Annotated in this window: 20 protein-coding genes; 13 read left to right on the forward strand and 7 right to left on the reverse strand. The window is 56.7% G+C overall.

Going from position 1 to position 23,634, the window contains the following annotated elements; genetic code table 11:
* Window positions 1–248: 248 nt before the first annotated feature.
* Window positions 249–941, forward strand: coding sequence for an aquaporin Z (gene aqpZ, locus ACVLVH_RS21140; RefSeq protein ID WP_222211760.1), 693 nt, complete (start codon window positions 249–251; stop codon window positions 939–941).
* 174 nt (window positions 942–1,115) lie between these two features.
* Window positions 1,116–2,039: a ketopantoate/pantoate/pantothenate transporter PanS gene (gene panS, locus ACVLVH_RS21145; protein ID WP_101763113.1), complete on the forward strand. Its 924-nt coding sequence runs from the start codon at window positions 1,116–1,118 to the stop codon at window positions 2,037–2,039.
* 87 nt (window positions 2,040–2,126) lie between these two features.
* Here panS and ACVLVH_RS21150 read toward each other — a convergent pair whose 3' ends face one another.
* A complete protein-coding gene (locus tag ACVLVH_RS21150; RefSeq protein WP_008109858.1) occupies window positions 2,127–2,720 on the reverse strand; it encodes a YhgN family NAAT transporter in 594 nt (197 codons plus the stop codon).
* A 196-nt stretch (window positions 2,721–2,916) separates the two neighbouring features.
* Between ACVLVH_RS21150 and asd the strand changes: the two genes are divergently transcribed.
* The 6 genes from asd (at window position 2,917) to glgP (ending at window position 13,817) form a co-directional block, all read left to right on the forward strand.
* Window positions 2,917–4,026 (forward strand): aspartate-semialdehyde dehydrogenase, encoded by a 1,110-nt coding sequence (gene asd / locus ACVLVH_RS21155; protein WP_101763112.1) that lies wholly within the window; start codon window positions 2,917–2,919, stop codon window positions 4,024–4,026.
* A gap of 356 nt (window positions 4,027–4,382) precedes the next feature.
* Window positions 4,383–6,569, forward strand: coding sequence for a 1,4-alpha-glucan branching enzyme (gene glgB, locus ACVLVH_RS21160; protein WP_101763111.1), 2,187 nt, complete (start codon window positions 4,383–4,385; stop codon window positions 6,567–6,569).
* Window positions 6,569–8,548, forward strand: a complete 1,980-nt coding sequence (gene glgX / locus ACVLVH_RS21165; protein WP_498950017.1) for a glycogen debranching protein GlgX — start codon at window positions 6,569–6,571, stop codon at window positions 8,546–8,548. Before glgB ends, glgX begins: the two co-directional genes overlap by 1 nt.
* Before the next feature lie 10 nt (window positions 8,549–8,558).
* Complete coding sequence (gene glgC / locus ACVLVH_RS21170; RefSeq protein WP_101763109.1) at window positions 8,559–9,851, forward strand: glucose-1-phosphate adenylyltransferase; 1,293 nt, start codon at window positions 8,559–8,561, stop codon at window positions 9,849–9,851.
* A 63-nt stretch (window positions 9,852–9,914) separates the two neighbouring features.
* Entirely contained in the window at window positions 9,915–11,348 is a 1,434-nt protein-coding gene (gene glgA / locus ACVLVH_RS21175; protein WP_101763108.1) for a glycogen synthase GlgA, read from the forward strand.
* 21 nt (window positions 11,349–11,369) lie between these two features.
* Window positions 11,370–13,817, forward strand: coding sequence for a glycogen phosphorylase (glgP, locus tag ACVLVH_RS21180; protein WP_101763107.1), 2,448 nt, complete (start codon window positions 11,370–11,372; stop codon window positions 13,815–13,817).
* 183 nt (window positions 13,818–14,000) lie between these two features.
* Here glgP and ACVLVH_RS21185 read toward each other — a convergent pair whose 3' ends face one another.
* The gene (locus tag ACVLVH_RS21185) at window positions 14,001–14,558 is read right to left on the reverse strand and encodes a DcrB family lipoprotein (RefSeq protein WP_061718408.1); all 558 of its coding nucleotides are present in this window, start codon (window positions 14,556–14,558) and stop codon (window positions 14,001–14,003) included.
* A 116-nt stretch (window positions 14,559–14,674) separates the two neighbouring features.
* Window positions 14,675–15,340: a 7-cyano-7-deazaguanine/7-aminomethyl-7-deazaguanine transporter gene (locus ACVLVH_RS21190; protein WP_137384947.1), complete on the reverse strand. Its 666-nt coding sequence runs from the start codon at window positions 15,338–15,340 to the stop codon at window positions 14,675–14,677.
* 192 nt (window positions 15,341–15,532) lie between these two features.
* Here ACVLVH_RS21190 and tusA point away from each other — a divergent pair, with 192 nt between their 5' ends.
* Window positions 15,533–15,778, forward strand: a complete 246-nt coding sequence (gene tusA / locus ACVLVH_RS21195) for a sulfurtransferase TusA (protein ID WP_036649974.1) — start codon at window positions 15,533–15,535, stop codon at window positions 15,776–15,778.
* Here the strand turns inward: tusA and ACVLVH_RS21200 are convergent.
* Both ACVLVH_RS21200 and ACVLVH_RS21205 read right to left on the reverse strand, forming a co-directional pair.
* Window positions 15,775–18,051, reverse strand: coding sequence for a zinc/cadmium/mercury/lead-transporting ATPase (locus ACVLVH_RS21200; protein ID WP_498950018.1), 2,277 nt, complete (start codon window positions 18,049–18,051; stop codon window positions 15,775–15,777). The two genes, tusA and ACVLVH_RS21200, sit on opposite strands and share 4 nt — an antisense overlap.
* Window positions 18,052–18,143: 92 nt before the next feature.
* Window positions 18,144–18,773, reverse strand: coding sequence for a lysoplasmalogenase (locus tag ACVLVH_RS21205; RefSeq protein ID WP_101763104.1), 630 nt, complete (start codon window positions 18,771–18,773; stop codon window positions 18,144–18,146).
* A 164-nt stretch (window positions 18,774–18,937) separates the two neighbouring features.
* Between ACVLVH_RS21205 and ACVLVH_RS21210 the strand changes: the two genes are divergently transcribed.
* Complete coding sequence (locus ACVLVH_RS21210) at window positions 18,938–19,294, forward strand: DUF2500 domain-containing protein (RefSeq protein ID WP_101763103.1); 357 nt, start codon at window positions 18,938–18,940, stop codon at window positions 19,292–19,294.
* Window positions 19,295–19,334: 40 nt separating this feature from the next.
* Here ACVLVH_RS21210 and ACVLVH_RS21215 read toward each other — a convergent pair whose 3' ends face one another.
* Together ACVLVH_RS21215 and rsmD are read right to left on the reverse strand one after the other, a co-directional pair.
* The gene (locus ACVLVH_RS21215; protein ID WP_008109883.1) at window positions 19,335–19,604 is read right to left on the reverse strand and encodes a DUF1145 family protein; all 270 of its coding nucleotides are present in this window, start codon (window positions 19,602–19,604) and stop codon (window positions 19,335–19,337) included.
* A complete protein-coding gene (rsmD, locus tag ACVLVH_RS21220) occupies window positions 19,594–20,190 on the reverse strand; it encodes a 16S rRNA (guanine(966)-N(2))-methyltransferase (RefSeq protein WP_101763102.1) in 597 nt (198 codons plus the stop codon). Before rsmD ends, ACVLVH_RS21215 begins: the two co-directional genes overlap by 11 nt.
* 232 nt (window positions 20,191–20,422) lie before the next feature.
* Here rsmD and ftsY point away from each other — a divergent pair, with 232 nt between their 5' ends.
* From ftsY to ftsX, 3 genes are read left to right on the forward strand one after another with little or no spacing between them, the layout of a single operon-like run.
* On the forward strand, window positions 20,423–21,868 hold the full coding sequence (gene ftsY, locus ACVLVH_RS21225; protein ID WP_498950019.1) for a signal recognition particle-docking protein FtsY: 1,446 nt from the start codon (window positions 20,423–20,425) through the stop codon (window positions 21,866–21,868).
* 5 nt (window positions 21,869–21,873) lie between these two features.
* Window positions 21,874–22,542 carry a cell division ATP-binding protein FtsE gene (ftsE, locus tag ACVLVH_RS21230; RefSeq protein WP_008109888.1) on the forward strand — a complete coding sequence of 223 codons (669 nt, stop codon included), beginning with the start codon at window positions 21,874–21,876 and terminating at the stop codon, window positions 22,540–22,542.
* Entirely contained in the window at window positions 22,532–23,515 is a 984-nt protein-coding gene (gene ftsX / locus ACVLVH_RS21235) for a permease-like cell division protein FtsX (protein ID WP_101763100.1), read from the forward strand. Before ftsE ends, ftsX begins: the two co-directional genes overlap by 11 nt.
* The last annotated feature ends 119 nt before the right edge of the window (window positions 23,516–23,634 follow it).

Below are 23,634 nucleotides of genomic sequence, written 5' to 3' on the forward strand. Positions count from 1 at the left end.
CGGAATCAAGCCGGACCGGGTCCGGCTTTTTTTATTGGTGAAATTTTTTAAACAATAATTCAAGCCCAACGACATTCACTGCTTCGCGCCAGACATTTCTGATGAACCCCGTCATATCTCGCGAGAACCGTCTCAAATACGCTGCTATCGCCTAAAAATCACCCTAATCCCTTATTCTTCGGTTGCGCTTCAATCGCCAAAAACGATAATCCCGCCGCGAAAACATTAAATTATTTGAGGGAACAGAGATGAAAAGATTAGTGGCTGAAACGCTGGGCACTTTCGTGCTGGTGTTGGGCGGTTGTGGCAGTGCGGTTTTGGCCGCGGCGTTTCCAGAATTGGGTATTGGTTTTGCCGGTGTTGCGCTGGCGTTTGGTCTGACGGTATTGGTGATGGCATGTGCCGTCGGCCATATTTCGGGCGGCCATTTTAACCCGGCGGTGACCATCGGTCTGACGGTTGGCGGACGTTTCCCGGCGGCGCAGGTTGTGCCTTATATTATCGCGCAGCTGGTGGGTGCGGTTGCGGCTGCCGGCGTGCTGTATTTGATCGCCAGCGGTAAAGCCGGTTTCGATGCCGTGGCCAGCGGCTTCGCGTCGAACGGTTACGGTGAACATTCGCCGGGGGGCTTTAGCCTGCAGGCGGGCATGATCGCCGAGCTGGTGCTGACCGCCGTATTTCTGATTGTGATCATGGGCGCGACCGATAAACGTGCTCCGGCTGGCTTCGCGCCCATTGCAATCGGCCTGGCGCTAACGCTGATTCACCTGGTGAGCATTCCCGTCACCAATACCTCAGTCAACCCGGCGCGCAGTAGCGGTGTGGCGATCTTCCAGGGCGGCTGGGCATTGGAACAGCTGTGGATGTTCTGGTTGTTACCGATTATCGGTGCCGCGATTGGTGGTGCGATCTACCGCTTTGCACTGGAAAAAGCAGAGTAACTTTGCCGTATTTCCGCGGATCGGCAGCAGCCGATCCGCATTTTGCCACGCAAGCGACTTCCCGCCTTACGTCAAGATAATGAAATGTTATGATCCCGCGTCCGTCGCTGTGGTCGTTCCCTGCGCGACATTTCATCTGTGGCAATATAAAAAAATTCCTAAGGAAGTCTGGTTATGCTCGGCAAACTTACCCGCCTGTTCCCGCTTTGGGCCGTGCTGCTCTCGGTCGCTGCGTATTATTCTCCTGGCACCTTTCTCGGCATTGGGCCGTGGGTGACTTACCTGCTGATGCTGATTATGTTCGGCATGGGCGTGACGCTAAACATTGATGATTTCAAACGCGTGCTGGTGCGTCCGGCGCCGGTGATCGCCGGGACTTTCCTGCATTATCTGGTGATGCCGCTGGCCGCGTGGGGCCTGGCGAAGCTGTTCCAGATGCCACCGGATCTGGCGGCAGGCATGATTCTGGTCGGCAGCGTGGCCAGCGGCACCGCTTCAAACGTGATGATTTATCTGGCGAAGGGCGATGTGGCGCTGTCGGTGACCATCTCATCCGTGTCGGCGCTGGTAGGTGTATTCGCCACACCGCTGCTGACACGCTTCTACGTTGATACCCACATTCAGGTGGATGTGGTCGGCATGCTGCTCAGCATCGTGAAAATCGTGGTGATTCCGATTAGCCTGGGTCTGATTATCCATCACTCCATGAATAGCGTGGTGCGCCGCGTTGAGCCTTATCTGCCGGCGTTTTCGATGGTGTGCATTCTGCTGATCATCAGCGCGGTGGTGGCTGGCAGCCAGGGCTTTATCGGTTCTGTCGGCTTGATGGTGATTGTGGCGGTGATCCTGCACAACGCGATCGGTCTGTTGGGCGGTTATTGGGGCGGTAAGCTGTTTGGCTTCGATGAATCGACCTGCCGCACGCTGGCGCTGGAAGTGGGTATGCAGAACTCAGGTCTGGCGGCGACGCTGGGCAAACTTTACTTCTCGCCGTTAGCGGCCTTGCCGGGCGCGCTGTTCTCGGTGTGGCACAACCTGTCAGGTTCGCTGCTGGCCGGTTACTGGTCGGGTAAACCGATCGATAAGAAGCAGAAGTAATATTCAAAAAAGCATCACATTCAATTCATGCACATAGCGTAGCGGCGCAATAAATTGCGCCGCTACGCTGCCTGCGCTCTGAATGTATTACAGCTTCAGATAGGTACGAATCCCATCCAGGAACATCTGCGTCGCCAGCATAATCAAAATCAATCCCATAAGGCGCTCCAGCGCGTTAACGCCTTTGTCGCCCAGCAGGCGTAAAAACAACCCCGACATCAGCAGAATCACCACCGTCACGCCCCACGCGATCAGCAGAGCGCCGACCAGGTGCGTCATTTGGTTGGGATATTGATGCGACAACAGCATCAGCGTCGCCAGCAGGGACGGTCCGGCCACCAGCGGAATCGCCAGCGGCACGAGAAACGGTTCTTCACCGGCCGGCAAGCCACTCGAGCTGCTCTCCTCTGACGGGAAAATCATGCGGATGGCGATCAGGAAAAGAATGATGCCGCCGGAGATCGACACGGTTTCGGTGCGCAGATTGAGAAACGCCAGGATGCGTTCACCGGCGAATAAAAACAGCAGCATCAGAATAAGCGCAATCAGCATTTCGCGCATCAGTACCACGCGGCGGCGTTTGGGTTCCAGATGCTTCAATACCGACATAAAAATCGGCAGGTTGCCCAGCGGATCCATAATCAACAACAGCAATATGGTCGCGGATATCATTTCAGTCATGTGTGGTTAGCCATTATTAGTTGTACTGCTGAAAAAGTTGGCGCAATCGAATTAATTCACTTGCCAGAAGTGCTGCATTTTGTAGAGTTGACGGTCATAGGTAAACCTGATTATTACGCAGACCGGCACGATTATCCGGCCAGTCTTTTCCTCGCACCACACGGCCTCTTTCGAGAGCACCCGAGACGGACAGAAAATGAAGAATGTAGGTTTTATTGGTTGGCGTGGCATGGTCGGCTCAGTGCTGATGTCACGCATGAGCGAAGAACGCGATTTTGATGTCATCAATCCGGTCTTCTTCTCCACGTCACAGCTTGGTCAGGCGGCACCCACATTCGGCGGTAAGTCGACCGGTGCGCTGCAGGATGCTTTTGATATCGAGGCGCTGAAGGCGCTGGATATTATTATCACCTGCCAGGGCGGTGATTACACCAGTGAAGTCTATCCAAAGCTGCGTGAAAGCGGCTGGCAGGGTTACTGGATTGATGCAGCTTCCACGCTGCGCATGAAAGATGACGCCATCATCATTCTCGATCCGGTTAACCATAACGTGATTCGTCAGGGCCTCGATAACGGCATCAAAACCTTTGTCGGCGGTAACTGCACCGTCAGCCTGATGCTGATGTCGCTGGGCGGTCTGTTTGCTAACGATCTGGTTGAGTGGGCCTCGGTGGCGACTTATCAGGCGGCATCAGGCGGCGGCGCGCGTCATATGCGTGAACTGCTGACGCAAATGGGCATGCTGCATGACCACGTGGCGAAATCGCTCCAGGATCCGGCTTCGGCAATTCTGGATATCGAACGCAGCGTGACCGATTTCACCCGTTCTGGCACGTTGCCAACCGACAATTTCGGCGTACCGCTGGCGGGCAGCCTGATTCCGTGGATCGACAAGCAGCTGGATAACGGCCAGAGCCGTGAAGAGTGGAAAGGCCAGGCGGAGACCAACAAAATCCTGCGTACCAGCAGTGTGATTCCGGTTGATGGCCTGTGCGTGCGCGTTGGTGCGCTGCGCTGCCACAGCCAGGCATTCACTCTGAAGCTGAAAAAAGACCTGCCGCTGAGCGAAATCGAACAGCTGCTGGCCTCGCATAACGAATGGGTGAAAGTGGTGCCAAACGACCGCGACATCACCATGCGCGAACTGACGCCAGCCGCCGTCACCGGCACCCTGACCACGCCAGTAGGCCGCCTGCGCAAACTGAATATGGGACCGGAATACCTTTCTGCCTTCACGGTGGGCGATCAGTTACTGTGGGGCGCGGCTGAACCGCTGCGCCGCATGCTGCGTCTGCTGATCGACTAAGCGCAGCGGCAAATCAGAAAGGCCGGGGTTTCCCGGCCTTTTTTTATTATCCAGGCTGCAAAAATTCATGCAAATTGCGCCTGACAAGTGATCCGCTTCCCTTTTTTGCTTGCCCGATAAGTATTTTTCACGATCCTCCCTGGCTTCTGCTATCCCCAAGCTATGATTTAACAGAGATGTGCCGGTTGTTAACTGTTTTTGTTTTTTCGAACTGAATGGTTGTTGTACACGGTGAAGATCTTTCCCACGGACGGTTGTGTCCTCACGGTGTACCTATGGCTCAATGAAAAGCAGCGCACCCGAGGCGATAATCCTGCCGACTCTGGTCGCCTGCGCAAAATCATAGGAAGAAAGTCATGTCAGAGCTTCCCGATCGCCAGGCGATCAATGCCCTTTTTGCCGGGAATTATGCCGATCCCTTTTCACTACTGGGCATGCACCAAACGGCTGCAGGCCTTGAAGTGCGTGCGCTGCTGCCCGATGCCTCCGATGTTTGGGTCATTGAAACCAACACCGGACGCAAATGTGCTCAGCTTACCTGCCTCGACTCACGCGGTTTCTTCAGTGGCGTGATTCCGCGTCGTAAAAACCGCTTTGGTTATCAGCTGGCAGTGAACTGGCACGGCCAGCAAAACCTGATTGATGATGCCTATCGCTTCGGCCCGCTGCTGGAGGAGATGGATGCATGGTTATTGGGTGAAGGCACGCATCTGCGTCCCTACGAAACCCTCGGCGCGCACGGCACCACCATTGATGGCGTGCACGGCACGCGGTTCGCCGTTTGGGCACCTAACGCGCGTCGCGTATCGGTGGTAGGCGAGTTCAACTTCTGGGATGGCCGACGTCATCCCATGCGTTTTCGCCGTGAACTTGGCGTCTGGGAACTGTTTGTGCCGGGCGCGGTAAACGGTCAGCTGTATAAATTTGAAATCGTGGATAATTCCGGCCAGATGCGCATCAAAGCCGATCCCTTCGCCTTTGAAGCGCAGATGCGTCCGCAAACCGCCTCGATGATCTGCGGGCTGCCGCCGAAAACCGAGATGCAGCCGCAGCGTAAGGCCGCCAATGCTTTTGACCAGCCGATTTCGATTTATGAAGTGCACCTCGGTTCATGGCGACGTCACACCGATAACAACTTCTGGCTCAGCTACAAAGAGCTGGCGGAACAGCTGATTCCTTACGTTAAAGAGATGGGCTTCACCCACATCGAACTGATGCCGATTAACGAACACCCCTTCGACGGCAGCTGGGGCTATCAGCCGCTCGGCATGTATGCGCCGACGCGCCGTTTCGGTACGCGCGATGAGTTCCGCCACTTCGTGGCCGCCGCGCATGATGCTGGCATTAACGTGCTGCTCGATTGGGTGCCAGGCCACTTCCCGAGTGATGATTTTGGCCTGGCGAAGTTCGATGGCACCGAACTCTACGAACACAGCGATCCGCGCGAAGGTTTTCATCAGGACTGGAACACGCTTATCTACAACTTTGGTCGCCGTGAAGTGAGCAATTATCTCTCCGGCAACGCCTTGTACTGGATGGAGCGTTTCGGCATTGATGGGCTGCGCGTCGATGCGGTGGCATCAATGATCTACCGCGACTACAGCCGCGCCGAAGGCGAATGGGTGCCGAACCAGTTTGGTGGACGCGAGAACCTCGAAGCGATTTCGTTCCTGCGTCACACCAACCGCGTTTTGGGTCGCGCCGCACCGGGCAGCGTCACGGTGGCGGAAGAGTCCACCGATTATCCCGGCGTTACGCGCCCTTCAGAAGATGGCGGCCTCGGCTTCTGGTTCAAATGGAACCTCGGCTGGATGCACGACACGCTGGACTATATGAAGCTCGACCCGGTGCATCGCCGTTATCATCATCAGCTGATGACCTTTGGCATGATCTACAACTACACCGAAAACTTCGTGCTGCCGCTGTCGCACGACGAAGTGGTGCATGGCAAACGTTCGATTCTCGATCGCATGCCGGGCGATGCCTGGCAGAAGTTCGCTAACCTGCGCGCCTATTACGGCTGGATGTGGGGTTTCCCCGGTAAGAAGCTGCAATTTATGGGCAATGAATTTGCGCAGGGTCGCGAATGGAACCACGACACCAGCCTCGACTGGCACCTGCTGGAAGGTGAGGATAACTGGCACAACGGCGTACATCGTCTGGTGCGCGATCTCAATCACACCTATCGCCATTACGCGCCGCTGCATCAGCTCGACTTTGATGGGCAAGGTTTTGAGTGGCTGGTGGTCGATGACTACGAAAACTCCGTGTTTGTATTTGTGCGCCGCGATCGCGACGGCAATGAAATCATCGTAGCCAGCAACTTTACGCCAGTGGCGCGTCACAACTATCGCTTTGGCGTCAACCAGCGTGGCGGCTGGCGCGAGATCATGAACACCGATCAGCACGATTATCACGGCAGCGACACGCGCAATCACGGCGTGGTACACACCGATGAGATGGAGAGTCACGGTCGGCCGCAGTCGCTGAGTTTGACCTTACCGCCGCTGGCAACGCTTTGGCTGGTGCGGGAGAGCGACTGATGCTGGAGCAGGGGCAGCCGGAACCGTTAGGTGCGCACTATGATGGGCACGGCGTTAATTTCACGCTGTTCTCCCAGCATGCCGAACGCGTCGAACTCTGCCTGTTCGACGCGCACGGTGCTGAGCGCCGTTTCGCGCTGCCCGCGCGCAGCGGTGATATCTGGCACGGCTATTTTCCCGCGCTGAAGCCCGGCCAGCGCTACGGCTATCGCGTCCACGGTCCGTGGGCGCCGCAGCAGGGACATCGCTTCAATCCGGCTAAGCTGTTGGTCGATCCCTGCGCCAAAGCGGTGGCGGGTGAAGTGGCGGACGACGCGCGTTTCAACGGCGGCGAACGCGAGCCGGATGGTTTGGATAACGCCGCCATCGCGCCGAAATCGTTGGTAACTGCCGAAGATTTCGACTGGGAGGACGATCACGCGCCGCGCACGCCGTGGGGCAACACGGTGATCTATGAAGCGCACGTACGCGGCTTAACCCAGCAGCATCCGGAAATTCCGGAAAGGTTGCGTGGCACTTATGCGGCGCTGGGTCATCCTGCTATGGTGAAGTACCTGCGCCACCTCGGCATCACCGCGCTGGAACTGCTGCCGATTGCCCAATTCACCAGCGAGCCGCGCCTGCGTCGTTTGGGATTGAGTAATTACTGGGGCTACAACCCCTTTGCCTTGTGGGCGGTGGATGCGCGTTACGCCTCGGGCGAAAACGGTTTAACGCCGCTGCAGGAGTTTCAGCAGGCGGTTAAAGCACTGCATGCCGCGGGCATCGAAGTGATTCTGGATGTGGTGTTCAACCACACCGCCGAGCTGGAAGAGATCGGGCCAACGATTTCCCTGCGCGGCGTGGATAACGCCAGCTATTACTGGCTGGATGGCAACGGCGACTATCAAAACTGGACCGGCTGCGGCAACACGCTAAATCTCAGTCATCCGCAGGTGATGACGTGGGCGCTGGAAGCGCTGCGCTACTGGGTGCGTGTTTGCCATGTTGATGGGTTCCGTTTTGACCTCGCCAGCGTGTTGGGACGCACACCGGAGTTTCATCAGGACGCGCCGCTGTTTGCCGCCATCAAAGCCTGTCCGCTGCTGTCGCAGGTGAAGCTGATTGCCGAGCCGTGGGACATCGGCCCCGGCGGTTATCAGGTCGGCAACTTTCCGCCGGACTTCGCCGAGTGGAACGACCATTTTCGCGATGCGGCGCGCCGTTACTGGCTGCATGGTCAACTGAATAATGGCGATTTCGCCCGCCGTTTTGCCGCATCCAGCGACGTTTTCCAGCGTGAGGCGCGGCTGCCGCACGCCAGCATCAATCTCATTACCGCTCACGACGGCTTCACGCTGTGCGATGTGGTGAGTTTTAACAACAAACACAATCAGGCTAACGGCGAAGACAATCGCGACGGCAGCAGCAGTAACTTCAGCCATAACCACGGCAAAGAGGGACTGCAGGTCAATTTCGATATTGTCGAACGGCGGCGGCGCAGCGTGCATGGCTTACTGACCACGCTGCTGCTGGCGCAGGGCACGCCGATGCTGCTGGCGGGTGACGAACGCGGTCACAGCCAGCATGGCAACAACAACGCCTATTGTCAGGACAACCCGCTGACCTGGTTGAACTGGCAACAGGATGATTTTGGCCTGGTCGACTTCACTGCTGCGTTAATCCGTCTGCGCCAGCGCATTCCCGCGTTGACGCAGGATCGCTGGTGGCAGGAGGGCGATGGCAGCGTGCAGTGGTGCAATGCCAGCGGCACACCACTGGAAACCGAGCAGTGGGAACAGGGGACGCACCGAATGCAGATCCTGCTCTCCGGCCGCTGGTTAATAACAATAAACGCCACGGAATCGGTGAGTGATATCGCCTTACCAGACGGAGAGTGGCGTGCCATTCCTCCTTTCGCCGGGGAAGATAACCCCATCCTGACAACTGTCTGGCACGGTCCCGCACACGGTGTGTGTGTGTTCCTAAAGCAATCATAAGGAGTCAGACATGGTGAAATTAGATAGAACAGATCATCTGATGCTGGCGCGCCAGCTCCCTACACAAACGGTCGCCCTGATCCTTGCTGGCGGGCGCGGTACGCGCCTGAAAGATCTCACCGCGAAACGCGCCAAACCTGCCGTGCACTTCGGTGGCAAGTTCCGCATCATCGACTTTGCGCTGTCCAACTGCATCAACTCGGGCATTCGGCGCATCGGCGTGATCACCCAATATCAGTCGCATACGCTGGTGCAGCACATCCAGCGTGGCTGGTCGCTGTTCAACGAAGAGATGAACGAGTTTGTCGATCTGCTGCCGGCGCAGCAGCGTGCCGCTACCGAACATTGGTATCGCGGGACTGCCGATGCGGTGACGCAAAACCTCGACATTATTCGCCGCTATAACGCGCAGTACATCGTGATCCTCGCCGGGGATCACATCTACAAAATGGATTACTCGCGCATGCTGCTCGACCACGTCGATCGCGGTGCCAAATGCACCATCGCCTGCTTGCCGGTGCCGTTAGCTGAAGCCACGGCGTTTGGGGTGATGGCGGTGGATGCCGAAAACAACGTGATCGATTTTGTCGAAAAACCGCCGAAGCCGCCGTCAATGCCGGGTGACGATACCCGCGCGCTGGCCAGCATGGGCATTTATGTGTTCAACGCCGATTACCTTTACCAGCTGCTGGAAGAGGATCTGCATGTAGCCGATTCCAGCCATGATTTTGGCAAAGATCTGCTGCCGAAAATTGTCGCCAGCGGCGAGGCGTATGCGCACTCCTTCACGCTCTCCTGCGTGCAGGTTGATGAAAACGCTGAGCCGTACTGGCGCGACGTCGGAACGCTGGAAGCTTACTGGCGCGCCAATCTCGATTTAGCGTCGGTCACGCCTGAGCTGGATATGTACGATCACAGCTGGCCGATTCGTACCCACATGGAGCCGCTGCCGCCGGCGAAATTTGTTCAGGATCGATCCGGTAGCCACGGCATGACAATGAATTCGCTGGTCTCGGGCGGCTGCATCATCTCCGGTTCGGTGGTGGTGAACTCGGTGCTGTTCCCGCGTATTCGCATCAACTCGTTTTGCAATATTGATTCCGCAGTGCTGCTGCCTGATGTGGTGGTTGGCCGATCGTGTCGTCTGCGTCGCTGCGTGATCGATCGCGCCTGCGAACTGCCAGAAGGCATGGTCATTGGCGAAAACCCCGACGAAGACAGCCGTCGTTTTTACCGTTCTGAAGAGGGCATCGTACTGGTGACGCGCGCCATGCTGGCCAAATTGGCCGGAGGCGGTCAGTAAGTGACGAAAGAATATAGAGAAAATTGCCGCGTGGAACGTGTGCGATAACAATAGGGGTTCAGGATGCAGGTTTTACATGTCTGTTCAGAGCTTTTCCCGCTGTTGAAAACCGGCGGACTGGCTGATGTCGTCGGTGCATTACCACAGGCGCAAATAGCCGATGGTACGGATGCGCGGGTGTTGATTCCCGCCTTTCCGGATCTGCGTAAAGGGATTCCTGATACAGAGGTCCTGGCGGAGTTGCAAACTTTTGCGGGACCGGTACGCTTACTTTTTGGACAATTTAACGGCGTTGGTATTTATTTAATCGATGCGCCGGGATTGTATGAACGTCCCGGCAGCCCGTATCACGATACGTCGCAGTTTGCTTACGTCGATAACTACCTGCGTTTTGCGCTGCTGGGCTGGATGGGCGCCGAGATTGCCAGCGGGCTGGATACCGACTGGCAGCCAGATATCGTGCATGCGCATGACTGGCATGCTGGCTTAACCTGCGCCTATATTGCGGCGCGCGGGCGTCCGGCGAAAACGGTGTTCACCGTGCATAATCTGGCGTATCAAGGGCTGTTTTCGGCGCGTCATTTGGATGAGATCCAGATCCCGCGCGCGTTCTTCGACATGCATGGACTGGAGTTCTTCGGGCAAATTTCCTACCTCAAGGCGGGGCTGTTCTTTGCCGATCACATTACGGCGGTCAGCCCGACTTACGCGCTGGAGATTACCCGACCGGAATTTGGTTACGGCATGGAATCACTGCTCGAACAGCGACTGCGTGAAGGGCGCCTGAGCGGGATTTTGAACGGCGTCGATCCCGGCATCTGGGACCCGGCGCACGACCTGCTGCTCACCGCGCGCTACGACAGCGAAACGCTGGAGAGCAAAGCGGAGAACAAGCGCCAGCTGCAAATTGCCATGGGCCTGAAGGTGGATGACAAAGCACCGGTGTTCTGCGTCATCAGCCGCCTGACCAAACAGAAAGGGCTGGATCTGGTGCTGGAAGCGCTACCGGGCTTACTGGCGCAGGGCGGACAGTTGGTGCTGCTCGGCCAGGGCGATGCGGAGCTGCAGCAAGGTTTCCTTGCGGCGGCGGCGGAGCATCCGGGCCGCGTTGGCGTGCAGATTGGTTATCACGAAGCCTTCTCGCACCGCATTGTCGGCGGCGCGGATGTGATTATGGTGCCGAGCCGTTTTGAGCCGTGCGGCTTAACCCAGCTGTATGGTTTGAAATACGGTACGCTGCCGCTGGTGCGTCGCACTGGCGGACTGGCGGATACGGTGCAAGACAGCTCGCTTGAGAATCTGGCGGATGGCGTCGCCAGCGGTTTCACTTTTGAAGACAGTAATGCCTGGTCGCTGCTGCGGGCGATTCGGCGCGCATTTGTTCTGTGGTCTCGTCCTGCACTCTGGCGTTACGTTCAGCGGCAGGCGATGGGGATGGATTTTAGTTGGCAGGTGGCAGCACAAGCCTACCGCGATCTTTATCAACGTTTGCTGTAATGAGAGATTGGGATACTTGATATGAATGCACCTTTCACCTATGCCTCACCCACGCTGACGGTTGATGCACTGAAGCACTCAATCGCCTATAAGCTGATGTTTACTATTGGTAAAGATCCATCGATCGCGAATAAGCATGAGTGGCTCAACGCCGCGCTGCTGGCGGTGCGTGATCGCATGGTGGAACGCTGGCTGCGCTCCAGCCGCGCGCAGCTCTCGCAGGATGTGCGGCAGGTTTATTACCTGTCGATGGAGTTCCTGATGGGGCGCACGCTCGGCAACGCGTTGCTGGCGATGGGCATTTATGAGGATCTCAATCAGGCGCTGGAAGAGATGGGCCTCGACCTCAGCGAACTGATGGAAGAGGAGAACGATCCCGGCCTCGGTAATGGCGGTTTAGGGCGTTTGGCGGCCTGCTTCCTGGATTCGCTCGCCACGCTCGGTTTACCGGGGCGCGGCTACGGCATTCGTTATGACTACGGCATGTTTAAGCAGAATATCGTTGACGGCCAGCAGCGCGAATCGCCGGATTACTGGCTGGAGTACGGCAATCCGTGGGAATTCCAGCGCTTTAACACGCGCTACAAAGTGCGCTTCGGCGGCCGTCTGCAACATGAAGGCGCGCGGGTGCGCTGGGTGGAAACCGAGGAGATCGTGGCGATGGCTTACGATCAAATCATTCCCGGTTTTGATACCGATGCCACCAACACGCTGCGCTTGTGGGGCGCGCAGGCCAGTAACGAAATCAACCTCGGTAAGTTCAACCAGGGTGATTACTTCGCCGCGGTAGAAGATAAAAACCACTCGGAAAACGTGTCGCGCGTGCTCTATCCCGATGACTCCACCTATTCGGGGCGCGAGCTGCGTCTGCGTCAGGAGTATTTCCTCGTCTCCTCGACGGTGCAGGATATTCTCAATCGTCACTGGCAGATGCATGAAACCTGGGACAATTTGCCGGACAAAATTGCCATCCACCTCAACGATACGCATCCGGTGCTGGCGATCCCGGAACTGATGCGCATACTGATCGACGAGCAGAAATTCAGCTGGGACGATGCCTTTGAAGTGACCTGTCAGGTGTTCTCCTACACCAACCACACGCTGATGACGGAAGCGCTGGAAACCTGGCCGGTGGATATGATTGGCAAGATCCTGCCGCGTCATCTCAGCATTATTTTTGAAATTAACGACTACTTCCTGAAAACCATTCAGGAATATTACCCGGATGATTGGGAGCTGTTAGCGCGCATCTCGATCATCGATGAGAACGACGGCCGCCGCATTCGCATGGCGTGGCTGGCGGTGGTGGTGAGCCACAAAGTTAACGGCGTGTCAGAGTTGCACTCCAACTTGATGGTGCAATCACTGTTCGCTGACTTCGCGCGTCTGTTCCCGGGCCGTTTCTGCAATAAAACCAACGGCGTGACGCCACGTCGCTGGCTGGCGCTGGCGAATCCGGCGCTCTCCGAGGTGCTGGACGAGGCGATTGGCCGCAACTGGCGCACCGATCTTGGCCAGCTCAACGAATTGACCACGCAGATCGATTATCCGGCCTTTATCCAGCAGATCGCCGACGCCAAGTTTGCCAACAAAAAACGCCTGGCGGATTGGGTGGCGAAGAACATGGATATCGTGCTCGATCCGCATGCGCTGTTTGATGTGCAGATTAAGCGCATCCACGAATACAAACGTCAGCTGCTGAACGTGCTGCACGTTATCACGCGCTACAACCGCATCAAGGCCGATCCCAGCGCAGAATGGGTGCCGCGCGTTAATCTCTTCGCCGGCAAAGCGGCGTCGGCCTATTACGTGGCGAAACACATCATTCACTTGATCAACGATGTCGCCAATGTGATCAACAACGATCCGCAGGTGAAGAACAAGCTGAAGGTGGTGTTCATTCCAAACTATGGCGTGAGCCTGGCGCAGATCATCATTCCGGCGGCGGATCTCTCCGAGCAGATCTCCACTGCCGGTACCGAAGCCTCTGGCACCAGTAACATGAAGTTTGCGCTGAACGGCGCGTTAACCATTGGTACGCTGGATGGTGCCAACGTTGAGATGCTGGAGCATGTCGGCAAGGAGAATATCTTTATCTTCGGCAACACTACGCCGCAGGTTGAGAAGCTGCGCACCGACGGTTACAACCCGCGTAAGTATTATGAGGATGATCCTGAGCTGCATCAGGCGCTGACGCAAATCGCCAGCGGGGTGTTCAGCCCGCAGGAGCCAGGGCGCTATCGCAATCTGTTTGATGCGCTGGTGAACTTCGGCGATCACTATCAGCTGCTGGCGGATTACCGCAGCTATGTGGACACGCAGGACAAGGTGGACAAGCTGTATCGCCAGCCGGATAAGTGGCAGCGCAGCGCGGCGCTGAATATCGCCAATATGGGTTATTTCTCGTCGGACCGCACCATTCAGGAATATGCGGATGAGATCTGGCACATTTCGCCAGTGAGATTGTAAGGCGAGGATTGCAGAACCAAGTCGCCATGAATGGCGACCCTTCGTGAACACCCAAATCGATACCCAAAATCATTTGGACGGCAGGAAGGCGGCAAATGAGCGAATCCCCGGGAGCTTACTTTAGTAAGTGACCGGGGTGAACGAATGCAGCCAACGCACCTGCCGTTCGAAGGATGAAGGGTATTATTTCAACGTGATGCTTTTGACGATCCCATCTGCATCGCTCTGTGCTTGCTGCTGATTATCTGCTGGCAAGGTAATTTGCAGCGTCAGCAGTTTGCCATCCACTTTCGCCAGAATCACCGAAGACCATGAGGTCTGATTGTTGGCAGAAATCACCGTATCCAGCTGCTGTGCCGGCTGGTCTTTCAGCGTCACCGCTTTGTTAGACACCACCTGCAGCTGTGGGTCGCGACCGCGCTGCTGCTGTTCCAGACGCTGTGCCAGCGCATCAAGCGCTTCGTTGGTGGGATCGCCGGCAATCACGATAATCGCGCGCTGACCGGTTTCGTCGGCATAGACGTGCATGTTGGTGGATTCAGAGCCGAGCTTGCCGCTCTTGTCAGACATGCCCGCCGGTAGAGAGAAACTCAGTTTGCCGTCCATCAGGTTAACCGTCTGGGCCGACTGGCTGGCGCTCGCACCGTTGCTGTTCGCTGCCGCATCATCTTTCTTCTGGTCACATGCCGCCAGGCCGATAACCAACAGGCCAATACCCACATATTTCACTACGTTACGCATTCTTTTCCCTTTTACATGATTCCAGTCAGCCGTTATACAAGCGGATTTAGTTAGCAAAAGCAACCGCCGGAGTGTCAGGAAATCTTAGCGTAATGCGGCATTTAGTGTATGTGCAATTAGCCGAAATTGATCTGCTGCTGCGCGGAACGTTCGGCTAAGCGCTTCAGCATGGCATTTAGCAGCACGCCGTAAGCGGGTAGGAAGAAGATCATGCAGATCAGCACTTTGAAGCTGTAATCCACCAGCGCGATTTCGACCCAATGCGTGGCCATAAACGGATCTGGGCTCTTGTAGAAGGCGATGAAGAAGAAGGCCAGCGTATCGCTGATATTACCGAGGAACATCGCTGCCGCTGGCGCAATCCACCACTGCGATAAACGGCGCAAACGGTTAAAAACGTGCACATCGAGGATTTGTCCCAGCGCATAAGCCATAAAGCTGGCGCAGGCGATACGGGCAACAAACAGATTCACCTCTTCCAGTGACGCCCAACCTTGCCATTCGCCCTGATAGAACACACACGAAACAATGTAGGAGATCACTAGCGCGGGAATCATCACCGCCAGAATAATGCGACGTGCCAGCGGCGCGCCAAAGATGCGCACGGTCAGATCGGTGGCGAGGAAAATAAACGGAAAGCTAAACGCGCCCCATGTGGTGTGAAAACCGAAGATGGAAACCGGCAGCTGGACCAGATAGTTACTGGAGGTGATCACCAGCAGATGGAATAGCGATAGCCAAAACAGCGCATGCATGCGCTGACGTGCAGAGAAGTTAATCATTGTAAGCCTTTTTAGTGATGGGGTGAGGGAACCCAGATTCGTGCATTGGCACGGTGGTAAATAAAAATCGGCGGCATCTTAACGCGTTGCGCAATTTATGCAATGGTTAATTTTAACGCAATCGTTATCGCCTTGCGTTGGCTTATTCGCGCGCTAGAATGAGCGCCCATCCCTAACAACTGACAGAGAATCATGAGCGATCCCTTTTCTGCGCCTGACCATCAGCTTGATGCCCTTGGCCTGCGCTGCCCGGAGCCGGTAATGATGGTGCGTAAAACCGTGCGCAGCATGCAGGCCGGTGAAACCTTGCTGATCATTGCTGACGATCCCGCCACCACGCGCGATATCCCCGGTTTCTGCCGCTTTATGGAGCATGAGTTGCTGGCACAGCAGACCGAAAGCCTACCGTACCAGTTTCTGATTAAAAAAGGCGCCTAACGCTGACGCAGCAAGCGCAGCGCGTTGGCTGTCACCAGTGCGGTGGCACCGGAATCCGCTAAGACCGCCAGCCACAAACCGGTGAAGCCGAGCAGCGTGGTGACCAGAAAAATCGCCTTTAATCCCAACGCCAGCGCCACGTTCTGACGAATGATGGCACGCGTGCGCCGTGCCAGCACAATGGTGCGCGGCAGAATCGCCAGCTGATTTTGCGTTAATGCCACATCTGCGGCTTCCAGCGCCACATCGGTGCCGCTGCCCATCGCAATGCCGATGGTGGCGGCTTTCATGGCGGGCGCATCGTTAATGCCATCGCCGACCATCGCCAATGCGTGCTGTGTGCCTAACGTCCTCACCGCCGCAACTTTATCGGCGGGCAGTAAACCTGCCCGATAATCGATGTTGAGCTTAGCGGCAATGGCCGCAGCCGCGCGTGGATTGTCGCCGGTCAGCATCATGCTGTTAACACCAAGCTTCTTCAGTTCAGACAGCGCGCTGAGGGCTTCAGTGCGCAACTGATCCTGCAAGGCTAACGCGCCAAGAACCTGCTGCTCCTGCAACAGCAGCACCACAGTTTGGCCTTGCGCTTCCAGCTGAGCAATCTGCTGCTGTTGTGCATTATCAAGATGGCTGACTTCGCGCGGCGTCAGCAGTTGATAGGTCACGCCATCTATCGCAGCACGAATACCACTGCCGGCCAGCGTTTGCTGCTGTGCAGCTTGCGGAAGCCTGAGCGCGCGCCGCTCGGCCTCGCTGACAATCGCCCGCGCCAGCGGATGGGTGGAACCCTGTTCAACGGCGGCGGCGATGGTGAGCAAGTTGTTTTCCGCCATCACGCCAAATGGCTGGATGTGGCTGATCTGCGGTTTACCGGCGGTCAGCGTGCCGGTTTTATCGAACGCCATCATATTTACGCGACTGAGCCGCTCCAGCGCCGCGCCGCCTTTGATCAGCGCGCCCTGACGCGCGGCAGCAGCCAGGCCGGAAGTGATGGCAGCGGGCGTGGAGATCACCAGCGCACAGGGGCAACCAATCAGCAACAGCGTCAGCCCTTTATAAATCCACGGCAACCACGCGCCAAAGCCCAGTAGCGGCGGCAGCACCATCACCAGCAGCGCCAGCAGCATAATGGCGGGCGTATAGATGCGGCTAAAGCGATCGATAAAGCGCTCAACCGGCGCACGATGGGTTTCGGCTTCCTCAATCAGTTGCAGGATGCGGTCGATGGCACTTTGGCCCGGCTGGGAAATGACTTTCAGCGTCACCAGACGATCAAGGCTGGTGGCACCGGCCATGATCTGCTCGCCTGGCTCACGCGCTACCGGCAGCGATTCGCCGGTCAACGCGCTTTCATCAAAGCTGGCGCTGGCGTGCAGCAGTTCGCCATCGGCGGGTAAACGTCCGCCGGCCGCCACTTCAATCACATCGCCGGGCTGCAGCGCTTCTAAGCGGACGTTTTCCCGCTGTGTGCCGTTAATGCGCGTGGCGATAGCGGGACGCAGCGCCATCAGCGCGGTGACGCCAAGGCGTGCGCGTGTGGCGGCGTACGCTTCGAGGCGTTCACCCAGTTGAAACAGCAGCAGCACCATCGCGGCTTCGGCGTGCGCGCCAATCACCAGCGCACCGGCGGCGGCAATGGTCATCAGCATCTCAATGCTGAACGGCGAACCACTGCGCAGGAGCTTCCAGGCGCTGCGCGCGATCGGCGCTAAACCTATCAACGTGGTGGCAATAAACAGGCGATCGCCCCAAACCGGCGAAAGCTGGCTCAGCAGCCAACTGGCGAGCATCAGTACGCCAAGCAGCAGCAAACCGGCGTTTTCCTGCCAGCGGCTTTCGGGTTGTGGAGGCGATGGGGAATCACTGGCGCTCAGCGCGAAGCCGGCATTTTTCACCACCTGTTCAATGGTGGCGCGGATATCCTGGTCGGCATCGACCACCAGTTTTTCACTGGCAAAAATCACGCGTGCTTGCTGAACCTGCGGTACACGTTGCACGGCAGTTTCGATTTTACGCGCGCAGCTAGGGCAATCCATGCCCGCAATCTGCCAGCGGAATTGATGTGAAGAGAGGGCGGGCCTGTCGCTTTCGGCGTCGCTTTCGCCGCCTGGCGATCCGCTGTCGCTGTCACAGCAGCCGCAATCGCTGTCTGGCGTGATGGGCTGCGCTGCGGAGATGTTCAATGTTGCGGGTTTTACGCTGCGAATCGAGCATAGCGGCTGTGGCTGACGGTGTGATTTGCCACAGCGGCAAGGGTGAGCATGTTGATGCATGTAGCCTCCGGAATCAGGGGCGGGCTGTTGCCCGCACCCTAATGCTACACTCTGGAGTGGACTCCAGAGTCAAGCGGAAGGTAAGGTTATCTTCAGTAGAGCCACAGTGAACGCACAATCATGAAGTGACCGGCGAAGTAGCAAGCGGCGACGATGGCGCTATCGGCGCTGAAACGGCGGCGATAATGCGAGATAAACCAGACAATATTGGCTAACAGCAGCAACGCGGCACCCACCAGCAGCGAGAAACTGAAGTCAGTTGGACGGAAGAAGTAGTTCTCCGCCGCCATCCAGTTCATCACTAGCGTCATGCCGATCAAGGTGCAGATAGGCCAGCGCAGATCTTCCAGTTTGCTCCACAGAATCCCGATAACGATCACGCCAATGATCAGGAAGGTGAGGGGAATCGGCCAGAAGAAACTCATGGTCATGTGTGCGGCAAAACTGATGGTGTACAGCAGATGCGACAGGAAGAATGCGCCTAGCGCATAGAGCATTTGCTGACGCGGTAACAGCATTAACGCGTCACCCACCAGCGTGGCGACCAGCCCGGCCAGAATCAAATAATCGGTGGTGTTGAAGGTTGGCGCTTGCCACGCCCAGGCAACGAGTAACAGCAAGGTGACAGGTTTAAATAGCCAGCGTTGCCATTGCGGACCGCGATATGAAGCATCGACGTAAAGCCAGCCGGAAAAAAGTACGGCAAGGAAAGACCAAAGCATGTTTTCTCCCTTTTCTGGACGAAATGTCCGCCAGTTTGATGAATTTTCCCAAAATCACCCTCTCAGTGTAAGTTACCGGCGCCAAATGTGACAATCAGCCGACTCTGGTTGTATGCTTTGTCGTCTTTACCCGTTCCGAATTAACGCAAAGCACGAGATAAATCATGAGCAAACCACCGCTAATCTTTTTCATCGTACTGGCCATTATTGCCGTTTTGGCGACCCGTCAGTTTATTAAACAGCGCCGCGAAACGGCGGTGAACGATGCCTCGCCGGTGCGCTCGCTGAGCGTGGAAGTGAAAACCAAACGCGAATTTCCGTCGCCCAATCGCCGTTCACGACAGCGCGAAGAGATTGTGGCGGAAGAGATGAAATATGAAGCCTGGTTCCATCCGCTGAACGGTGCCAGCGATATTAAAGTGACGGTGAATGCGAACCAGTATCACCAGATCGATAAAGGCGCGAAGGGCGAGTTGAAGATGAAAGGCACGCGTTTTGTGAGTTTTACTCCGGCCCAATAGGGCCGCCATTCATGGCGACCTGGCTATAAACCGCACGAAACTACATCTTCGGATAATGCTTTTTCTGCCACGCCAGCAGCTCAAACACGCCAAAAAAGAAGATCTTCGCCTGGGTTACGCCGCTCAGTTTTGGGGCGTCTTTGGGCTGGGTGGCGCGCAGCAACACCAGCTGCAGGCCGTGCATAATCACCATAAAGAACAGCGCCACGTGCACGAAATAGCGCAGCGGCGTTGGGAAAGGTTGCACCAGATTGAGCAATAAAAAGGCCCAGACGCAAATCATCAGCAAACGTCCCAAATTAAGCCACATCGTGCGTCTCCTGTTGGCGTTGATATAAGCGATAAGCCACCTGACCGGCAATCTTCTCGCGGTACAAATCCCAATTTGCGGGTGCGACAGGCGTGCCATTTTCCACTTCGCTCTCGACATAAATCAGCGCTTCAGCCGCTAACCAGCCATTTTGCTCCAGCAGCGACAATGTTTCCTGTAACAGCCCTTTACGGAAAGGCGGGTCAACAAACACCACGTCAAACGGTTCGCCCGGCTGGCTTAACCACTGCAGCGTGTTGGTTTGCACCACTTTTGCCTGCGTAGCACGCAGCGTTTGCAGATTCTGTGACAGCTGTTGCGCCACCGAACGCTCCAGCTCCAGCAGCGTGGCCGACGCTGCATAGCGAGACAGCGCTTCCAGCCCTAACGCGCCGCTGCCGGCGAAGCAATCGAGGCAGCGCGCTTCCTGAATATCCGGCGCCAGCCAGTTAAACAGGGTTTCACGTACGCGATCGGTGGTCGGGCGCAAACCTGCGCTATCCGGCACCGGTAATTTACGGCCGCGCCACTGACCGCCAATGATGCGGATCTGGCCAGCGCTGCTGCTGCGGGGGGATTTACTCATTTCGCTCACAACTCGTCATATTTTGTTGCGTAGTTTAACGGGCGTAGCGGGCAGAAGAAACGTTAAAAAAGGGTGCTGTGGTGCGCTGGCTGGAAAGTGTTAGACTACTGAGTTGGTATAGCGCGCGTAATTACCTGATTTTTACGCCGCTCACCCGCTTAAAATTGAATATTTTATCCCCTGGGAACAAGCGTGCTACCGGGAATAAGCCATCGAGGAGTAGGGTCACACAATGGCAAAAGAGAAAAAACGCGGCTTTTTTTCCTGGTTAGGCTTTGGCAAAGAAGAAGAGACGCAACAACCTGCTGAAGAGCAGCAGCAAACTGCCGAGGTGGTCGCTGAGCCTGCCGTTGAAGAGAGTGCGCTCGATCGCGCCGAAGCGCAGGCTGTTGAAACCGTCGCCGTCACCGAACAGGTGGCGGAACAGCAGCAGGTTGAACCGGAACTGATTGAAGAGCCGGTCATCGAGCCGCAGGAACCTGAGCCGGTTACCGCAATCGTTGAAGAGGTGCTGCCAGAAGAGATAGCAGCGCCGGATGTGGCACCTATCGAAGAAGAGCCGCAGCTGGAAGAGCTGGCAATTGATGAGCCTGAACTGCACGAAGAAGCGCCATTAACTGACGAAGAACTAGAAGCGCTGGCGTTAGCGGAAACCTATGCGGAAGATGCTGAGCTAGCCGAAGCCACGCAGGATACCGTGAGCGATCTGCCGCTGGCCGCTGCGCCAATCATCGCGCAGGAGCAGGAGCGTCCGACCAAAGAGGGCTTCTTCGCCCGACTGAAACGCAGCCTGGTAAAAACCCGCGAAAACCTCGGTTCGGGCTTTATCAGCCTGTTCCGCGGCAAGAAAATCGATGACGATCTGTTTGAAGAGCTGGAAGAGCAGCTGCTGATTGCCGACGTTGGCGTCGAAACCACCCGCCGCATCATCACCAATCTGACACAACAGGCCAACCGCAAGCAGCTACGCGATGCGGAAGCGCTGTATGGCCTGCTGAAAGCGGAAATGTCCGGTATTCTGGAAAAAGTGGATCAGCCGCTGGAAGTGGGTGGCAAAATGCCATTCGTCATCCTGATGGTGGGCGTCAACGGCGTGGGTAAAACCACCACCATCGGTAAGCTGGCGCGTCAGTATCAGGCGCAGGGCAAATCGGTGATGCTGGCAGCGGGCGATACCTTCCGTGCCGCCGCCGTTGAGCAGCTGCAGATTTGGGGCCAGCGCAACAACATTCCTGTGGTGGCGCAGCATACCGGCGCAGATTCTGCCTCGGTGATTTTTGACGCCATCCAGGCAGCCAAGTCGCGCAATGTGGATGTACTGATCGCCGATACCGCGGGTCGTCTGCAGAACAAATCGCACCTGATGGAAGAGCTGAAGAAAATTACCCGCGTGATGAAGAAGCTGGACGAAGATGCGCCGCATGAAGTGATGCTGACGCTCGACGCCAGCACCGGGCAAAACGCTATCAGCCAGGCCAAACTGTTCCATGAAGCGGTGGGCCTGACCGGCATCACCCTGACGAAACTGGATGGAACCGCCAAAGGTGGCGTGATCTTCTCGGTTGCCGATCAGTTCGGCATTCCGATTCGTTATATCGGTGTTGGGGAAGGCATCGAGGATTTACGGCCGTTTAAGGCCGCAGACTTTATTGAGGCACTGTTTGCCCGAGAGGAATGATTGGGATGATTCGCTTTGAAGAGGTCAGTAAAGCTTACCTGGGAGGACGTCAGGCGCTGCAGGGAGTGGATTTCCATCTGCGTCCCGGCGAAATGGCGTTCCTGACCGGCCATTCCGGTGCGGGGAAAAGTACCTTACTAAAGCTGATTTGTGGCATTGAGCGCCCGAGCGCCGGGCAGATCTGGTTTAGCGGCCACGATATTTCGCGTCTGCGTCACAGCGAAGTGCCTTTCCTGCGACGTCAAATCGGCATGATTTTCCAGGATCACCATTTGTTGATGGATCGTTCGGTCTACGACAACGTGGCGATCCCGCTGATCATTTCCGGTGCCAGCGGCGAAGATATTCGTCGGCGCGTGTCGGCCGCGCTGGATAAAGTCGGCCTGCTCGACAAAGCGAAAAGCTATCCGATTCAGCTCTCTGGCGGTGAACAGCAGCGCGTCGGCATTGCCCGCGCGGTGGTGAACAAGCCCGCGGTGCTGCTGGCGGATGAACCCACCGGTAACCTCGACAATGCGCTGTCGGAAGACATCCTGCGCCTGTTCGAAGAGTTCAACCGCGTTGGTGTCACGGTGTTAATGGCAACGCACGATGTCGGGCTGATTGCACGCCGGAATTACCGCGTGATGACGCTCAATCAGGGACGTCTGCACGGAGGCCACGATGGTCAATAAACGCAACAAGCGCGCACCAGCGCCGAAAGCGAAGCAGCCCTCTAAAAGCAAGGCGCTGAAAGGCGGCTGGCAGGAACAGTGGCGCTATGCGCTGCGCGGCACGCTGTCGGATATGTGGCGTCAGCCGCTGGCGACGCTGCTGACGGTGATGGTGATCGCCATTTCCCTGACGCTGCCGAGCGTGTGCTACATGGTGTGGAAGAACGTCAGCCAGGCGGCGACGCAGTGGTATCCCGCGCCGCAGCTAACGGTTTATCTGGATAAAGCGCTGGATGACACTGCAGCGGAGAATGTCACCGCGCAGCTCAAGCAGCTCGATGGCGTGGACAACGTCAACTATCTGACGCGTGAAGAAGCGTTGAATGAGTTCCGCAACTGGTCTGGTTTTGGTGGTTCGATGGACATGCTGGAGCAGAATCCGCTGCCGGCGGTGGCCATCATCACGCCTAAACTTAATTTCCAGAATTCGGACACCATGGCGAATCTGCGCGATCGCGTATCTAAAGTGCAGGGCGTTGATGAAGTGCGTATGGATGACAGCTGGTTCGCGCGTTTAGCGGCGCTAACCGGGCTGGTGGGACAGATTGCCTCAATGATTGGCCTGCTGATGGTGGTTGCGGTGTTCCTGGTGATCGGCAACAGCGTGCGGCTCAGCATCTTTGCGCGGCGCGATACTATTAACGTGCAGAAGCTGATTGGTGCCACTGACGGCTTTATCCTGCGTCCATTCCTGTACGGCGGTGCGCTGTTAGGTTTGGGCGGCGCGGTGCTGTCGCTGCTGCTCTCGGAAGTGCTGGTGTTGCGCCTGCAATCGGTGGTGGCGCAAGTAGCAACCGTATTCGGTACCACCTTTGTGCTGGAAGGTTTTTCCTGGGATGAAGGGCTGCTGTTACTGCTGATCGCTGCCATCATCGGCTGGATTGCCGCCTGGCTGGCAACAGTGCAACATTTACGCCGTTTTACGCCGCAGTAACCAAAAGCAACGTTTTTTGCTATACTCTTCCTCTGCTGCCGACGACCTGGGAGCAGAGGAATTCTCCTATATCCCCCGCCGTCATCTGTGTGTAAAATATTCACTGCTATAATTGAACT

The organism is Kluyvera sp. 1366, assembly GCF_054823405.1.

What these genes read in the sequence shown, in the direction of transcription:
- aqpZ (WP_222211760.1), top strand. Translation starts at nt 249, where the DNA reads ATGAAAAGATTAGTGGCTGAAACGCTGGGCACTTTCGTGCTGGTGTTG.
- panS (WP_101763113.1), top strand. Translation starts at nt 1,116, where the DNA reads ATGCTCGGCAAACTTACCCGCCTGTTCCCGCTTTGGGCCGTGCTGCTC.
- ACVLVH_RS21150 (WP_008109858.1), bottom strand. Translation starts at nt 2,720, where the DNA reads ATGACTGAAATGATATCCGCGACCATATTGCTGTTGTTGATTATGGAT.
- asd (WP_101763112.1), top strand. Translation starts at nt 2,917, where the DNA reads ATGAAGAATGTAGGTTTTATTGGTTGGCGTGGCATGGTCGGCTCAGTG.
- glgB (WP_101763111.1), top strand. Translation starts at nt 4,383, where the DNA reads ATGTCAGAGCTTCCCGATCGCCAGGCGATCAATGCCCTTTTTGCCGGG.
- glgX (WP_498950017.1), top strand. Translation starts at nt 6,569, where the DNA reads ATGCTGGAGCAGGGGCAGCCGGAACCGTTAGGTGCGCACTATGATGGG.
- glgC (WP_101763109.1), top strand. Translation starts at nt 8,559, where the DNA reads ATGGTGAAATTAGATAGAACAGATCATCTGATGCTGGCGCGCCAGCTC.
- glgA (WP_101763108.1), top strand. Translation starts at nt 9,915, where the DNA reads ATGCAGGTTTTACATGTCTGTTCAGAGCTTTTCCCGCTGTTGAAAACC.
- glgP (WP_101763107.1), top strand. Translation starts at nt 11,370, where the DNA reads ATGAATGCACCTTTCACCTATGCCTCACCCACGCTGACGGTTGATGCA.
- ACVLVH_RS21185 (WP_061718408.1), bottom strand. Translation starts at nt 14,558, where the DNA reads ATGCGTAACGTAGTGAAATATGTGGGTATTGGCCTGTTGGTTATCGGC.
- ACVLVH_RS21190 (WP_137384947.1), bottom strand. Translation starts at nt 15,340, where the DNA reads ATGATTAACTTCTCTGCACGTCAGCGCATGCATGCGCTGTTTTGGCTA.
- tusA (WP_036649974.1), top strand. Translation starts at nt 15,533, where the DNA reads ATGAGCGATCCCTTTTCTGCGCCTGACCATCAGCTTGATGCCCTTGGC.
- ACVLVH_RS21200 (WP_498950018.1), bottom strand. Translation starts at nt 18,051, where the DNA reads ATGCATCAACATGCTCACCCTTGCCGCTGTGGCAAATCACACCGTCAG.
- ACVLVH_RS21205 (WP_101763104.1), bottom strand. Translation starts at nt 18,773, where the DNA reads ATGCTTTGGTCTTTCCTTGCCGTACTTTTTTCCGGCTGGCTTTACGTC.
- ACVLVH_RS21210 (WP_101763103.1), top strand. Translation starts at nt 18,938, where the DNA reads ATGAGCAAACCACCGCTAATCTTTTTCATCGTACTGGCCATTATTGCC.
- ACVLVH_RS21215 (WP_008109883.1), bottom strand. Translation starts at nt 19,604, where the DNA reads ATGTGGCTTAATTTGGGACGTTTGCTGATGATTTGCGTCTGGGCCTTT.
- rsmD (WP_101763102.1), bottom strand. Translation starts at nt 20,190, where the DNA reads ATGAGTAAATCCCCCCGCAGCAGCAGCGCTGGCCAGATCCGCATCATT.
- ftsY (WP_498950019.1), top strand. Translation starts at nt 20,423, where the DNA reads ATGGCAAAAGAGAAAAAACGCGGCTTTTTTTCCTGGTTAGGCTTTGGC.
- ftsE (WP_008109888.1), top strand. Translation starts at nt 21,874, where the DNA reads ATGATTCGCTTTGAAGAGGTCAGTAAAGCTTACCTGGGAGGACGTCAG.
- ftsX (WP_101763100.1), top strand. Translation starts at nt 22,532, where the DNA reads ATGGTCAATAAACGCAACAAGCGCGCACCAGCGCCGAAAGCGAAGCAG.